The sequence below is a fragment of the Actinoplanes sp. GCM10030250 genome, from assembly GCF_042666575.1.
Classification (GTDB): Bacteria; Actinomycetota; Actinomycetes; order Mycobacteriales; family Micromonosporaceae; genus Actinoplanes.
The window spans coordinates 19,600-32,764 of record NZ_JBHTDO010000050.1 but is presented as its reverse complement, the minus strand read 5'-3'; the positions used below and the strand labels follow the sequence as shown (position 1 = coordinate 32,764).

Annotated in this window: 10 protein-coding genes; 7 read left to right on the top strand and 3 right to left on the bottom strand. The window is 71.9% G+C overall.

Features of this window, described 5'->3' with window-relative positions:
- Positions 1-19: 19 nt before the first annotated feature.
- Positions 20-673 carry a DUF4097 family beta strand repeat-containing protein gene (locus ACFQV6_RS39990; protein WP_378032937.1) on the bottom strand — a complete coding sequence of 218 codons (654 nt, stop codon included), beginning with the start codon at positions 671-673 and terminating at the stop codon, positions 20-22.
- A gap of 235 nt (positions 674-908) precedes the next feature.
- Here ACFQV6_RS39990 and ACFQV6_RS39985 point away from each other — a divergent pair, with 235 nt between their 5' ends.
- The 3 genes from ACFQV6_RS39985 (at position 909) to ACFQV6_RS39975 (ending at position 2,818) form a co-directional block, all read left to right on the top strand.
- Positions 909-1,619: a helix-turn-helix domain-containing protein gene (locus tag ACFQV6_RS39985; RefSeq protein WP_378032936.1), complete on the top strand. Its 711-nt coding sequence runs from the start codon at positions 909-911 to the stop codon at positions 1,617-1,619.
- A gap of 153 nt (positions 1,620-1,772) precedes the next feature.
- Complete coding sequence (locus ACFQV6_RS39980; protein ID WP_378032935.1) at positions 1,773-2,408, top strand: TetR/AcrR family transcriptional regulator; 636 nt, start codon at positions 1,773-1,775, stop codon at positions 2,406-2,408.
- Positions 2,405-2,818, top strand: a complete 414-nt coding sequence (locus ACFQV6_RS39975) for an acyl-CoA thioesterase (protein WP_378032934.1) — start codon at positions 2,405-2,407, stop codon at positions 2,816-2,818. Before ACFQV6_RS39980 ends, ACFQV6_RS39975 begins: the two co-directional genes overlap by 4 nt.
- 91 nt (positions 2,819-2,909) lie before the next feature.
- On the opposite strand, the gene ACFQV6_RS39970 is transcribed toward ACFQV6_RS39975, so the two are convergent.
- Complete coding sequence (locus ACFQV6_RS39970; RefSeq protein WP_378032933.1) at positions 2,910-3,854, bottom strand: FAD-dependent oxidoreductase; 945 nt, start codon at positions 3,852-3,854, stop codon at positions 2,910-2,912.
- Between the two features lie 85 nt (positions 3,855-3,939).
- Between ACFQV6_RS39970 and ACFQV6_RS39965 the strand changes: the two genes are divergently transcribed.
- Both ACFQV6_RS39965 and ACFQV6_RS39960 read left to right on the top strand, forming a co-directional pair.
- Positions 3,940-5,877, top strand: coding sequence for a diguanylate cyclase domain-containing protein (locus ACFQV6_RS39965; protein ID WP_378032932.1), 1,938 nt, complete (start codon positions 3,940-3,942; stop codon positions 5,875-5,877).
- 17 nt (positions 5,878-5,894) lie between these two features.
- On the top strand, positions 5,895-6,944 hold the full coding sequence (locus ACFQV6_RS39960; protein ID WP_378032931.1) for an aldose epimerase family protein: 1,050 nt from the start codon (positions 5,895-5,897) through the stop codon (positions 6,942-6,944).
- Here the strand turns inward: ACFQV6_RS39960 and rox are convergent.
- Complete coding sequence (gene rox, locus ACFQV6_RS39955) at positions 6,934-8,382, bottom strand: rifampin monooxygenase (RefSeq protein WP_378032930.1); 1,449 nt, start codon at positions 8,380-8,382, stop codon at positions 6,934-6,936. The two genes, ACFQV6_RS39960 and rox, sit on opposite strands and share 11 nt — an antisense overlap.
- A 299-nt stretch (positions 8,383-8,681) precedes the next feature.
- On the opposite strand from rox, the gene ACFQV6_RS39950 reads away from it, so the two are divergent.
- Together ACFQV6_RS39950 and ACFQV6_RS39945 are read left to right on the top strand one after the other, a co-directional pair.
- Positions 8,682-12,857, top strand: coding sequence for a SpoIIE family protein phosphatase (locus ACFQV6_RS39950; protein ID WP_378032929.1), 4,176 nt, complete (start codon positions 8,682-8,684; stop codon positions 12,855-12,857).
- Entirely contained in the window at positions 12,854-13,156 is a 303-nt protein-coding gene (locus ACFQV6_RS39945; RefSeq protein WP_378032928.1) for an STAS domain-containing protein, read from the top strand. Before ACFQV6_RS39950 ends, ACFQV6_RS39945 begins: the two co-directional genes overlap by 4 nt.
- Positions 13,157-13,165: the final 9 nt, after the last annotated feature.

Below are 13,165 nucleotides of genomic sequence, written 5' to 3'. Positions count from 1 at the left end.
TGCCGCTTCCGCGTTTTCGTCAGTTGCTTCGGGCGGTGATGTCGCCGAGGCCGGTGGTGGCGCGGATGTCGAGGTCCGCGGTGCCGTCGTTCTTGAGGGAGTTGCTGACCCGGCCCTGAGCGGTGCCGGCGTCCAGGGATGCCGAGACCCCGGCGGCGGCACCGATCGAGATGTCGCCCATCTGGGTGCTGAGCACGACCGTGCCGCGGACGGCCTCGGTGATCCGGATGTCGCCCCGGGCGGTGCTGATCTCCGCGGGGCCGGTGAGCCGGCCGACCTCGACGTCGCCGTCGACCGCGGTGAGACGCAGGGCGGCCGCCTCGTCGATCTTGATCTGGCGGTACGCGCCGTCGAACGTGACGTCGCCGAGCCGGCCGACTCCGCGCAGCTCGGCGCTCTCGGCCCTGGCCTCGACGCGGGAGCCGGCGGGCAGCTGGACGGTGACCTCCACGGACCCGAGCCGGTTTCCGGCGGACGGGACCGCGATCCGCAGGACGCCGTCGGTGTAGGCGACCGTCGTCTGCTCGGCGGTCCTGGTGTCGCGGCTCTTGGCGGGATCGGCGGGCCGGACCTCGACGATGGTGTCGGTGCGGTCCGAGGCGATGACCTGGATGCGGCCGGCGGGGACCTCGAGGACGGCGGCGATCGGGGCGGGGGTGTCGAAGTTCTTCATTGTCTTCTCCCGTGTTGGTGTGTCTTTCCGATGTGCGAAACGCTACGTTGCATTCCACTTCACGGCAACATTGTTGTTGCACCCCGTCCGTAATTGCGCAGCCCAGCGGGCATTTATCGTTGCAACTGGCCTGGCCTTAATGCAACGAGCGGTAGGCGTGTCGTTGCAACAGCATGAGAGTTAACGCTATGCTGGGCGGGTCAGAGGCCGCCGTGGGGACAGCGAGGAGATCACGATGCCGGGAGGCAGACTCACCCAGCAGGAGCGCCAGCAGATCGCGCTGGGGCTGGCCGACACCCTTCCCTATGCCGAGATCGCCCGGCGCCTCGACCGTCCCACCTCGACGGTCACGCGTGAGGTGATGCGCAACGGTGGGCCCAACGCCTATCGCGCCGACCTGGCCCACCGCGCCACCGAGCGCCGCGCCCACCGCCGGCCCGTCTCGTCCCGCGGTGCGGAGCCGGCTCCGCTGCCTCACGGCCGCGACGCGGAGGCCGTGGCGGAGTATGAGGAGACGTTCACGACCGTTCTGATGGGCTCCGGCCTGCCCAAGATGACGGCCCGGGTGCTGACCTGCCTGTTCACCACCGACGCGGGCAGCCTCACCGCGTCCGAGCTGGCGCAGCGCCTCGGGGTCAGCCCGGCGTCGATCTCCAAGGCGATCACGTTCCTGGAGGGCCAGAGCCTGGTCCGCCGGGAGCGCGACGAGCGCCGCCGCGACCGCTACGTCGTCGACGGCGAACTCTTCTACCAGGCCACGATCGCCAGCGCCCGCGCCAACGACAAGCTCGTCGAGACCACCCGCCAGGGAGTCGCCATCCTCGGCGCCGACACGCCCGCGGCGCACCGCCTGGAGAACATCGCCCGCTTCCTCGACTTCATCAGCGAGAGCATCATCCGCGCCGCCGAGCAGGCCCGAGCCGTCCTCCACGCCAAACCGGAGTAACCCGGCGCATCCAGCTCGCGCCGTCTCGCGCGCCTGCGTTCGGGCTCGCGCCGTCTCGCGCGCCTGCGTTCGGGCTCGCGCCGTCCTCCATTGCCGCGCCGGAGTAACCCGGATTACATTTACGACCGGTCGGTCTTTTTGTAGTGTCGCAGCATGACTACCGACGGCAGGCTCCTCCGCGGCGAGCGGACGCGCACCGCGGTGCTCGACCAGGCGCTGCTGCTCGCGACGGTGGCCGGGCTCGACGGCCTCTCGCTGAACCAGGTGGCGGACGCGCTCGGGGTGAGCAAGAGCGGTCTCTTCGCGCACTGGCGCTCCAAGGAGGCCCTCCAGCTCGCGGTCATCGACCACGCGCGGGCGCAGTGGACCGACCGGGTCATCCGGCCCGCCCTGCGAGAGCCGGCCGGTGTCCGCCGGCTGTGGGCGGTCCACCTGAGCCGGTTGCGGTTCTACGAGGAGGGCGTCCTGCCCGGCGGGTGCTTCTTCGCCAACGCCCAGTTCGAGTTCAACGCCCGGCCCGGGGTGATCCGCGACCGGCTCGCCGTCGAGATGGGCGACTGGATGACCTTCCTGACCCGGCTCGCGGCGGACGCGATCGCGCTTGGTGACCTGCGGCCGGAGGCGGATCCGGCACGCCTCGCCTACCAGACCGAGTCGCTCGGTGTCTGCGCCGTCATGCAGGCGCCGCTGATGGGATCCGCGTCCACGTTCGGACAGGCCCGCCGGGCGCTGCTCGAACACCTTCTGCTCTTCGCGACCGACCCGACGACCCTCCCGGAGCTGACATGATCACCGTACGGATGCCCGTCCACTTCGACGACCTGGACGCCATGGGAGTCCTGCACAACTCCCGCTACGCGGTCCTGATGGAACGCGCGATGATCCACTGGTGGACGGAGCAGGGCGTCTCGTTCACCGGAGGACGGCCTTCCACACCCGACGCGTTCAACGTGGTCCGTGAGTACGCGATCACCTTCCACCGCCCGGTCCGCGGCACCGGTGAGGTCGGCGTGGAGATCTGGATCGACCACCTGGGAACCACGAGCGCGGAGTACGGGTTCCGCGTCGTGTCCCTCGACGGGGAGACGGTGTTCGCCGAGGGCCGGCGGGTGAATGTGCGCCTCGATCCGGCAACCATGCGCCCCGAACCGTGGACCGACCACGGCCGCGGCATCGCCGCCACCCTCCTACGCGCCTGATCCGCCCGCTCCCGTTCCCTGCTCTCTCCGCGATCTTGGATATTTGAGCCGGTTATAGCCGGTCCAGATGTCCAAGATCGGGGTGAAGGTTTCAGGCGGGGCCGATCAGGGCCGCGATCCGCGCAGCGTCCCCCCACGACAGCGTGTATCCCGCGCCCCCGTGCCCGTAACACGCGTAAACCGGCCGCGAGAACCCCTCCACAGCCTCCACCCGCACATCAGACCGGGCCGGCCGCAACCCCACCGCCCGCGAGATCACCGCCTGCCCCGCGAGAGCGGGCACCAACCCCTCCACCCGCTTCAGAATCGCACTCTCGACAGCGGGATCCACGTCCAGATCCCACGATCCCGCCTCACCCGTACCCCCGCACACCACGTCATTGGCGCGCGGCACGACATAGGTCAGCCCCTCCGGGTTGTCATTGTCGATGATCCACTCAGTGAGCCCCGGATTCGCCAGCCGCACCACCTGCCCGCGAATCGGGTAGACCGCCTCGTCGTCCCCGAGCAGCGCCCCCGACCGCAGCCCCGCCGCCACCACCAGCGCGTCCGGCTCCTCCATAGCGAGCACCTCGGGAATGCTGCTCACCTCGGCCGTCCGCACCCGCACGCCCAGCGCCAGCACCGAAGCCCGCAGCCAGTCCAGGTACACGTCCGTCAGCACCAGCGGCACCGTGCACCGCACCCCCGCCGCACCGGCCGGTGCACTCGTCGCCGGTGCGTGCTGCGGCACCGCCCGGGTCCATGACGTGTCCGGATCGGGCTTGCGCGTCAGCACCGTGCCCGCCCTCATCCGTACCCCCGTCCCCGGGTCCCGGGCCAGCTGCTCCAGGCGCTGATAGGTCACCCGCGCGGAATCGATCACCGGACCGGACCGGTTGACGTCGTGCGGGAACCAGATCGCCGCGGCCACCGCGGAGACGCTGGACAGTGCGTCCTCGGCTGCCAGGATCCGCACCTGGTGACCCGCCGTAGCCAGCTCATGGGCCACGCTCAGCCCGATCACCCCGGCGCCCACCACCGTCACCTTGCTCATGACCATGACACTAGAGGCACCTGGGCGGTCCCGAACTTCTCAGGTGTGACCATGGGAAACCGATGCCGGTATGGTGACCGGGCGTATGGGGGAGAGGATTGCGGCGATTCCCGTACCCGATCTGATCGTCCCTGTCCTGATCCTTCTCTACGCCCTGGCGACCCTCGACGGCCCGCATCGTCCGGCCGTGCTGGCGCTCGCGGTGGCGATGATCGCCGTCCGGGCGGTGCGCCCGCGGTGGGCCGCCACGCTCCTTCAGCTGCTCGGCGCCGCCGCGGCCGGCTTCCTCGACGGTGGTGTCGCCTCGCCGGCCGGTGCGATGCTGCCGTTCGCGCTGGCCATCGTGGCCTTGCGCACCCGCCCGGGCCCGTTCGCCGCGATCGCCGCGGTGGCCGGTGTCGCGTACGGCGCGGTTGCTCTGTTCGGGGGTCCCGCACCTCCGGGGTACGCCTTGGCGTGCACACTCGGCTATGCGGGCCTGTCGTACCTCTGCCTTCGCCACGCCGCGGCGCTGACCTCCCTGGGCCGGCGCCTCGCGCGGCTGTCCGTCACCGACCCGCTGACCGGCGCCCTGAACCGGCGCGGTTTCGACGACCGGCTCGAGACCGATTTCGCCGCCGCCTCGCGCGACGGCACCCCGCTGACGCTGGTCCTCGCCGACCTGGATCTTTTCAAGCAGGTCAACGACAGGTACGGCCATCAGGCCGGTGACCAGCTGCTGACCACCCTGGCGACCCGTCTGGGGCGGGATCTCGGTGCCGAGGGCGCGGTCGGCCGGATCGGTGGCGACGAGTTCGCCGTCGTGCTCCCCGGCACCGGCCCGGAGGAAGCGGCCGCGCTGGTGAGCCGTCTCGACGCGGACCTGCCGGCGAGCATCGGGCTCGCCACCTTCCCCGCCGACGGCGCGACCACCGCCGACCTGCGCCGGATCGCCGACAAGCGCCTCTACCAGGCCAAGATCTCCCGGGACCGCCGCCCGCCTTCGGCCGCCGCGGTCGCCGAGGCCGCCGGTGAGGCCGCCGGAAGCGCCCCGCCGGTACGGGTGTCCGCCCGGGAACGCCGCGGCCGCTCGTTCGTCGACATCGGCTGGATGTCCATGCTGGGCGGCGGCTGCGGCCTGCTCTACGCGCTCGCGTTCGCGCACGGCCGCCCGCACCAGGCGACGATCACCCTGCTGGCGTTCCTGCTCTGGGCGGCCGGTGCCGGTTTCGTCCTCGCCGCCGGCCGTCTCAGCCGGCTGCGCCGGGCCCGCGAGTTCATCTTCAGCGCCACCCTGATCCAGGTCGGTTTCATCGGCGGGATGGCAGCCCTGGACGGCGGTGTCACCGGCGTACCGGCGCTGGCCCTGCTCGTACCGGTTCCGCTCATTGCTCTGAGCAGCCCGCTGCGGATCTCGGTGCCGGTGGTCGCGCTGTTCGCCTCGGTGTATCTGGCGGTGGCCGTCCTGGTCGGGGCGTCGAGCGGCTGGTACGTCGCGCTGCACCTCGGCGGCACGATCCTGGTGTCGCTCGTCTGCATGGTCCAGGGCCGGGCCGCGGGCCGCCACCGGCGGCGGCTGACCGAGCTCGCCCGGATGGACGCGCTGACTGAGGTCCTCAACCGGCGCGGGTTCGGTGAGCGGTGCGCCGGTGAGTTCGCCGGCTCCGGCCGTACCGCTGCCCTGGTGATCGTCGACCTGGACGGCTTCAAGCAGGTGAACGACAGGTTCGGGCACGAGGCCGGCGACGAGCTGCTCCGATGGGTCGCCGCCACGCTCTCCGGCTGCGCCGGCCCCGGTGACGCCGTCGGCCGCCTCGGCGGCGACGAGTTCGTGGTCCTGCTGACCGGCGCCTCGGCGGCCGATCCGGACCCCGTCACCGCCGGCATCCGTACGGTCCTCGCCGCCCGCACCGGCGTCAGCCTCGGCACGGCCGTCCTCGGCCACGACGGCACCACGTTCGACACCCTCTACGCCCACGCCGACGCCGCCCTCTACGCCGACAAGCAGACCCGCCGCACCACCCGCCGCACGGACGCCGCCTGACGGTAGGGTCCGTAACCGTGCCGATCACTTCCGAGTCCTGGGGCTCCGTGCCCGATGGTGCCGTCGACCGCTACACCGTCACCAACGCGCGGGGAGCGCGGGTGCGGGTCCTCAACTACGGCGGGATCCTCCAGTCGATCGAGGTCCCGGACCGGGCCGGCGAGCTCGCCGGCGTCGTGCTGGGTTTCGGCACCGCCGGTGAGTATGTGGACCATCCGGGCCCGTACTTCGGCGCGCTCATCGGCCGCTACGGCAACCGGATCGCCGGTGGGCGGTTCACCCTGGACGGCACCGAGTACCGGCTTCCGGTCAACAACGGCCCGAACAGCCTGCACGGTGGCAAGCCCGGTTTCGATCAGCGGCTCTGGTCGGTCACCGCGTTCGGGGAGGGCGACGCGCTGCTGCTGACGCACGTCAGCCCGGACGGCGACCAGGGTTACCCGGGCGAGCTGTCGGTGTCCGTCCGCTACACGCTGACCAGCGACAACGACCTGCGGATCGACTACGAGGCCACCACCGCCGCGCCGACCGTGGTCAACCTGACGAACCACAGCTACTTCAACCTCGGCGGTGCCGGCTCCGGCGACGTCTACGGGCACCTGCTCCAGCTGAACGCCGGGTCGTTCACCCCCGTCGACTCCGGCCTGATCCCGACCGGCGAGATCGCCCCGGTCGAGGGCACGCCGCTGGACTTCCGCAGCCCGACAGCGATCGGGGCGAGGATCAGGAGCAATCACCACCAGCTTCTGTACGCCGGCGGCTACGACCACAACTGGGTCCTGGACGGCGAGGGTCTGCGGGACGTGGCCCGGGTCGTCGAGCCGGTGAGCGGCCGCACCCTGACCGTGCGGACCACCGAGCCGGGTGTGCAGTTCTACTCGGGCAACTTCCTCGACGGCACGTTCGCCGGTAACGGCGGCCACGCCTACCGGCAGGGCGACGGGTTCGCGCTGGAGACCCAGCACTTCCCCGACTCGCCCAACCAGCCGGGCTTCCCGTCGACGGTGCTGCGGCCGGGGGAGACCTACCGCTCCACGACGATCCTGAGCTTCGGCGTCACCGGCTGACCGGGTTTCCTGGGCTGATCGGGGCACCGAACCAGCGGAGCAGGCTGCGGGACAGGTCCTGCTGGTCGTCGCCGGCCCAGGCCACGTGGCCGTCCGGGCGCAGGAGCACGGCGGGCGCGTCCAGCTCGTCGCTGCCGTCGGCCACGTGGTCGACCCGGCCGGCCCAGCCGTCCGCCGTGAGCCGGCCGGTACGGTCGAGCAGCAGCCCGCGTCCCCGCCGCATCAGCTCGTAGAGGCGCCCCTGCTTGAGCGGGACGTCCCGCACCCGCCGGCCGAGCAGCTCATGGCCGTCCCCGAGGTCGTAGTGCACCCCGATCGCGGTGATCTTCTCGATCAGGTAGCGGTTCACCTCCTCGAAGTCCATCAGTTCCGCCAGCAGCCGGCGTACCGCCCGCGGGCCCGGCTCGAGCGACATCAGCACCGTCTGCGCGCGGGTGTTGTCCAGCACACCGGCGGCGACCGGGCGACGCTCGGCCTGGTAGGTGTCGAGCAGCCCGTCCGGCGCCCACCCGGCGGCCTCGGCGGCCAGCTTCCAGCCCAGGTTGAACGCGTCCTGGATGCCGAGGTTGAGCCCCTGCCCGCCCAGCGGCGGGTGGACGTGCGCCGCGTCCCCGGCCAGCAGCACCCGGCCGTCCCGGTAGCGCTCGGCGAGCCGGGTCGCGTCGCCGAAGCGGGACAGCCAGCGCGGTGAGTGCGCGCCGAAGTCGGTGCCCGCGGTCGCCCGCAACTGCTGCCGGAACTCCTCGATCGTCGGCGGGACCGTACGATCCTCGGCCACCGCCGCGGCCGGGACGACGACCCGGAACGTCCCGTCGCCGAGCGGCCCGGCGCCGAACCGCAGCTGGGTCTTACGGATCTCGGCCATCACCGCCGCCACCTCCTCCGGCGGCGCGGTCAGCTCCATCACGCCGAGCAGCGTGTCGGCAGTGCTGGGCTCACCGGGGAAGCCGATGCCGAGCAGCTTGCGCACCGTACTGCGGCCCCCGTCGCACCCGACGGCGTAGCGCGAGCGCAGCCGGGTGCCATCGGTGAGCTCCACGGTCACCCCGTCCGCGTCCTGATCCAGGCCGGTCACCTCGCTCCCGCGCCGGATCTCGGCACCGGCCCCGGCGGCGTGCTCGGTCAGCAGCCGGTCGGTGACGGGCTGCGGGATGCCCAGCACGTAGCCGTGTGCGGTGTCCATCCGCTCGGGCCACCCCTTGGTGATGCCCGCGAAGTAGCCGCCGAGCGTGAACCGGTGGCCGTGGGCGAGGAAGCGCTCCAGCAGCCCGCGCTGGTCCAGCACCTCGATGCTGCGCGCGTGCATGCCGAGCGAGCGGACGACCCGCGGCGGTTCCGCGTCGCGTTCCAGCACGACCACCCGTACGTCATGAAGCCGCAGCTCGGCGGCCAGCATCATGCCCGTCGGCCCGCCGCCCACGATGATCACATCAGTCATGAAACCCCCTGAGCCGGCGATTCTGCGGCACCACCCGGGTCTTGCCGCAAGCCCCGGGGTCGGCTATACGTTAGATATGGCAGGGAGTGAGGCAGACCTCCTTGCCCTTCCTTCTGCGCTGCTCTTTTCATGCCCGGTATCCGTTTTCGGCTCGGGTGGCATCGGCCGAGGCGAGGTTCACTCCCTGTCGTGAGGCGAGTCCGGGCGGGGCACGCTAACGTTCGGTGGAGTTTCGACACGAGGGCGGCTTCGGCAGCTGCCCTCGTGGGCTGCCGGGGAAAGGGAGAACAAGTAAGGCCATGGGCAGCACTCCACACGAACGGTCACGCTCGGCCGGGATCGACGTCTTCACCGCGGGCGGGGAGGTCGGCCGGGATCTTGCAGCGGTCGATTGGGAGGCGACACCTCTCGGTGCACCGGCGGACTGGCCGCAAAGCTTGCAGACCGCGGTCAGCATCCTGCTCTCCTCACGGTTCCCGATGTGGATGGCGTGGGGACCGCAGCTGACGTTCTTCTGCAACGCCGCCTACCGGCGCGACACCCTCGGCCGTAAGTACCCGTGGGCGCTCGGCCGCCCGGCGAGCGAGGTGTGGGCGGAGATCTGGGACGACATCGGCCCGCGCATCGAAACCGTCCTCGGCACCGGTGAGGCGACCTGGGACGAGGCACTGCTGCTGTTCCTCGAGCGCTCCGGATACCGGGAGGAGTCGTACCACACGTTCTCCTACAGCCCGCTGCGCGACGACGACGGTGCGCTCGTCGGCATGCTGTGCGTGGTCAGCGAGGAGACCGACCGGGTGATCGGCGAGCGGCGGATGGCCACGCTGCGCGACCTCGGCTCCGACCCCAGCGTGGTGCGCACCGAGCAGGAGATGCTCACCTTCGCCGGCCAGCAGCTCGGCCGTAACCTCCGCGACCTGCCCTTCACCCTCACCTACCTGTTCCAGGAGGACGGCGGCGCCCGGCTCGCCGCGGCGACCGGCATGCCGCCCGGGCACCCCGCCGCGCCGCCGGCGCTCGGTCCGGGCGACGGCGAGGCGGTGTGGCCCGCCGCGGCGCTGACCCGGGCGGAACCGGTGCTGGCCGACCTGACCGGTGACGACTTCACGGCCCTGCCCTCCGGTGACTGGCCGGAGCCGCCCGAGCAGGCGCTGGTCCTCCCGCTGCTGCGGCAGGGCGGTGCGCCGTACGGGTTCCTGGTGGCCGCCCTCAACCGGTACCGCACCCTGGACGACACCTACCGCGGGTTCGTCGAGCTGGCGGCCGGGCACGTGGCGGCCGGGATCGCGAGCGCCCGCAGCTATCAGGCGCAGCAGCGGCGGGCCGAGGAACTGGCCGAGCTGGACCGTGCCAAGACCGCGTTCTTCTCCAACATCAGCCACGAATTCCGTACGCCACTCGCGCTCATCATGGGCCCGGTGCAGGAGATCAGCGCCCAGCTCGGTGACGCCGACGGGCGGGTCCGCGAAGAGCTCGACGTCATCCACCGCAACGCGCTGCGGCTCGGCAAGCTCGTCAACTCCCTGCTGGACTTCTCCCGCATCGAGGCGGGGCGGATGCAGGCCCGCTACGAGCCGATCGACCTGGCGGCCACCACCGCCGACCTGGCCAGCGCCTTCCGGTCCGCGTTCGACCGGGCCGGCCTGACGTTCGAGGTGGACTGCCCGCCGCTGTCACCGCCGGTCTACATCGACCGGGGCATGTGGGAGAAGGTCGTCCTCAACCTGCTCAGCAACGCGCTCAAGTTCACCTTCGAGGGCTCCGTACGGGTGGCGGCGCACGCCGAGGACGGCCAGGCGGTCGTCACCGTGGCCGACACCGGCATCGGGGTGGCGGCCGGTGAGATGCCCCGGCTGTTCGAGCGGTTCCACCGCATCGCGAACGCCCGATCGCGGTCCAACGAGGGCAGCGGCATCGGTCTGGCCCTGGTGCGGGAGCTCGTCGGGCTGCACGGCGGCACCATCACGGCGGACAGCGCCGTCGGCGAGGGCACCACGTTCACCATCCGGCTGCCGTTCGGCTCCGCTCACCTGCCGTCCGACGCGCTGGCCCCGGCCGCCGGCACGGCCGCGCTCACGGCCACCGCCGAGCCCTACGTGGAGGAGGCTCTGCGCTGGCTCCCGGAGGACGACAAGGAGAACGAGCCGGCTTCCGGGGAGGTACCCGGTGGTACGGCCCCGGGTGCGGCCGGTACCCCCGCTCCGGGTGCCAGGGTCGCGAAGGTGCTGGTCGCCGACGACAACGCCGACATGCGGGACTATCTCGCCCGGCTGCTGCGCACGGCCGGGCACCACGTCCACGCCGTGCGCGACGGCCAGGAGGCGCTGGAGTCCGCGCGGGCCAACGCGTACGACCTGGTCGTCAGCGACGTGATGATGCCCCGCCTGGACGGCCTGCAACTGCTGGCGGCGCTGCGGGCCGATCCGCGTACGGCCGGCATGCCGGTGCTCCTGCTCTCGGCCCGCGCCGGTGAGGAGGCCTCGATCGAGGGCCTCGAGGCGGGCGCCGACGACTACCTGGTCAAGCCGTTCTCCGCCGCCGAACTGCTGGCCCGGGTCCGTGCGAACGTCGAGCTGGCGCGGCTGCGTACCCATCACGCCCGCTGGCGGACCGCCCTGGTCGACTCCCTCCAGGAGGCGTTCTTCGTCTGCGACGAGAACGGTGCCGTCGTGGAGATCAACGCCGCTTTCACCGACACCCTCGGCTTCGGCCCGGAGAACCTGCCGTACGCCCCGGTCCACCCCTGGTGGCCGGACGAGGAGACCGACGCCGACGCGTTCCGTCAGGTGTCCGCGGCCTTCGCCACCCTGCTGGACCAGACCCAGGGCACGTACACGATCCCGGTCACCCACGCCGACGGCCACCGCCTGTGGGTCGCCGCCGCCTTCAACCAGGTCGTCGACCCGGACGGCGGGCGCCGCGTCATCGTCGGGACGTTCCGTGACGTGACCGCCGAGCACTACGCCGTTCAGCGCGAGTCCGCCCTGGCCGCTGTCGGCCTGCGGCTGTCCCGGGCCGACGACCTGGCCGACGGCCTGCGCGGTGTCCTCGACGAGCTGCGCGAGCTGTGGCAGGCGAAGTACGCGCTCGCCGCCGTCTTCGACGGCTCCACCGAGGTGACCGTGAGCGCCACCGACGAGCAGCTGCGGTGGACCGGCCTGCCCGAGGAGCGCCGCGAGACCATCACGGCCATGGGCGATCGGGCGCTGCTGACGCCGTACGCCGAACAGACCGCCGGTGCCGGGATCGCCCTGGAGCATCCCGGCGGGACCATGGTGCTCTGGGTCGAACTCGGCGAGAAGCGGCCCTTCACCGAACAGGACCAGACCCTGCTGGCGCTGCTCGCCGGCCACATCGGGCAGGGCCTGCGCCGTATCCACCAGATCGACCAGCAGCGGGAGACCGCCCTCGCCCTGCAACGAGCCATCCTCGGCCCGGCCGAGCTGCCCAACGGCTTCGCCGTGCGGTACGAACCGGCCACCCGCCCGCTCAAGGTGGGCGGCGACTGGTACGACACCGTCCAGCTGCCGGACGGCTGGATCGGCATCGTCGTCGGCGACTGCGTCGGGCACGGCCTGCAGGCGGCCACCGTGATGGGACAGCTGCGCAGTGCCTGCCGCGCCCTGCTCCTGCAGCACTCCAGCCCGGCCCGGACGCTCACGGCCCTCGACCGGTTCGCCGTGCTGCTGCCCGGCGCCACCGCCGCCACGGTCTTCTGCGGCGTCCTCGACCCGGCCTCCGGGCAGCTGCGGTACTCCAGCGCCGGCCACCCGCCCGCGGTCGTCGTCGACTCCGACGGCGTCTCCCACCTGCTCGACCAGGCCCGATCCCGCCCCATCGGGGTGGTCTCCGACGGCCCCCGCGCCGAGGCCGACTTCACCGTTCCGGCCCGCGCCACCCTGATGCTCTACACCGACGGGCTCGTCGAACGCCGCCGCCGCCCGCTGACCGCCGGCATCGAGGAGGCCACCGCCGCCGTCCAGGCCGGCCGCCGCACCCACGTCGAGGACCTGGCCGACGAGGTGATGGGCCGGCTGGCGCCGGCCGCCGGCTACGACGACGACGTGGCGCTGCTGCTGTACCGCCACCCGGCGCCCCTGGAACTCGAGTTCCCCGCGGAGGCGACCCGCCTCGCTCCCGTACGCAAAGCCCTGCGCACCTGGCTCGAACGGTGCGGCGTCGACCGGATCACCGCCCAGAACGTCCTGGTGGCCGCCGGTGAGGCCTGCGCCAACGCGATCGAGCACGGCCACCGCGACGCGCCGGGCGGCCGAATCCGTCTTCGCGCCGCCGCGACGGTCGAGGACCTACGATTGGTCATCGTCGACAGTGGCCGGTGGAAGACACCACTTCCGGCGGCGGAGACGCATCGGGGCCGGGGGCTGATGCTGATGCGCGCTCTGATGCAGGACATCACCGTGACCACCGGCATTGCCGGCACCACCGTCGAGATGCAGGCAAGGATCAGCGGATGACCACCCAGCTCAGCCTCAACACCGGCCGCCGCCCGGACGGCGCCCTGGCCCTGACTGCCGTGGGTGAGATCGACATGAGCAACGCGGCGGTGTTCGCGGAGGCCCTCGCCGAAGCCGTCGCCCAGTCGGAGCCCAGGCCAGTGGTGATCGACCTCACCGAGGTGGAGTACATCGACAGCGCGGGCCTGGCGTCCCTCTTCCAGCACGTCGAGCGCATCCATCTGCTGGCTGGTCCGCTGCTGGCCCCGGTACTCACCATCTCCGGCCTCGCCGGCCTCACCACCGTCGACGGCTCCTGACCCCACCGA

Bases quoted from the DNA above. Each gene is read 5' to 3' on its own strand.
- ACFQV6_RS39990 (WP_378032937.1), bottom strand. From the start codon at position 673: ATGAAGAACTTCGACACCCCCGCCCCGATCGCCGCCGTCCTCGAGGTC.
- ACFQV6_RS39965 (WP_378032932.1), top strand. From the start codon at position 3,940: ATGGGGGAGAGGATTGCGGCGATTCCCGTACCCGATCTGATCGTCCCT.
- ACFQV6_RS39945 (WP_378032928.1), top strand. From the start codon at position 12,854: ATGACCACCCAGCTCAGCCTCAACACCGGCCGCCGCCCGGACGGCGCC.
- ACFQV6_RS39980 (WP_378032935.1), top strand. From the start codon at position 1,773: ATGACTACCGACGGCAGGCTCCTCCGCGGCGAGCGGACGCGCACCGCG.
- ACFQV6_RS39975 (WP_378032934.1), top strand. From the start codon at position 2,405: ATGATCACCGTACGGATGCCCGTCCACTTCGACGACCTGGACGCCATG.
- rox (WP_378032930.1), bottom strand. From the start codon at position 8,382: ATGACTGATGTGATCATCGTGGGCGGCGGGCCGACGGGCATGATGCTG.
- ACFQV6_RS39970 (WP_378032933.1), bottom strand. From the start codon at position 3,854: ATGAGCAAGGTGACGGTGGTGGGCGCCGGGGTGATCGGGCTGAGCGTG.
- ACFQV6_RS39985 (WP_378032936.1), top strand. From the start codon at position 909: ATGCCGGGAGGCAGACTCACCCAGCAGGAGCGCCAGCAGATCGCGCTG.
- ACFQV6_RS39950 (WP_378032929.1), top strand. From the start codon at position 8,682: ATGGGCAGCACTCCACACGAACGGTCACGCTCGGCCGGGATCGACGTC.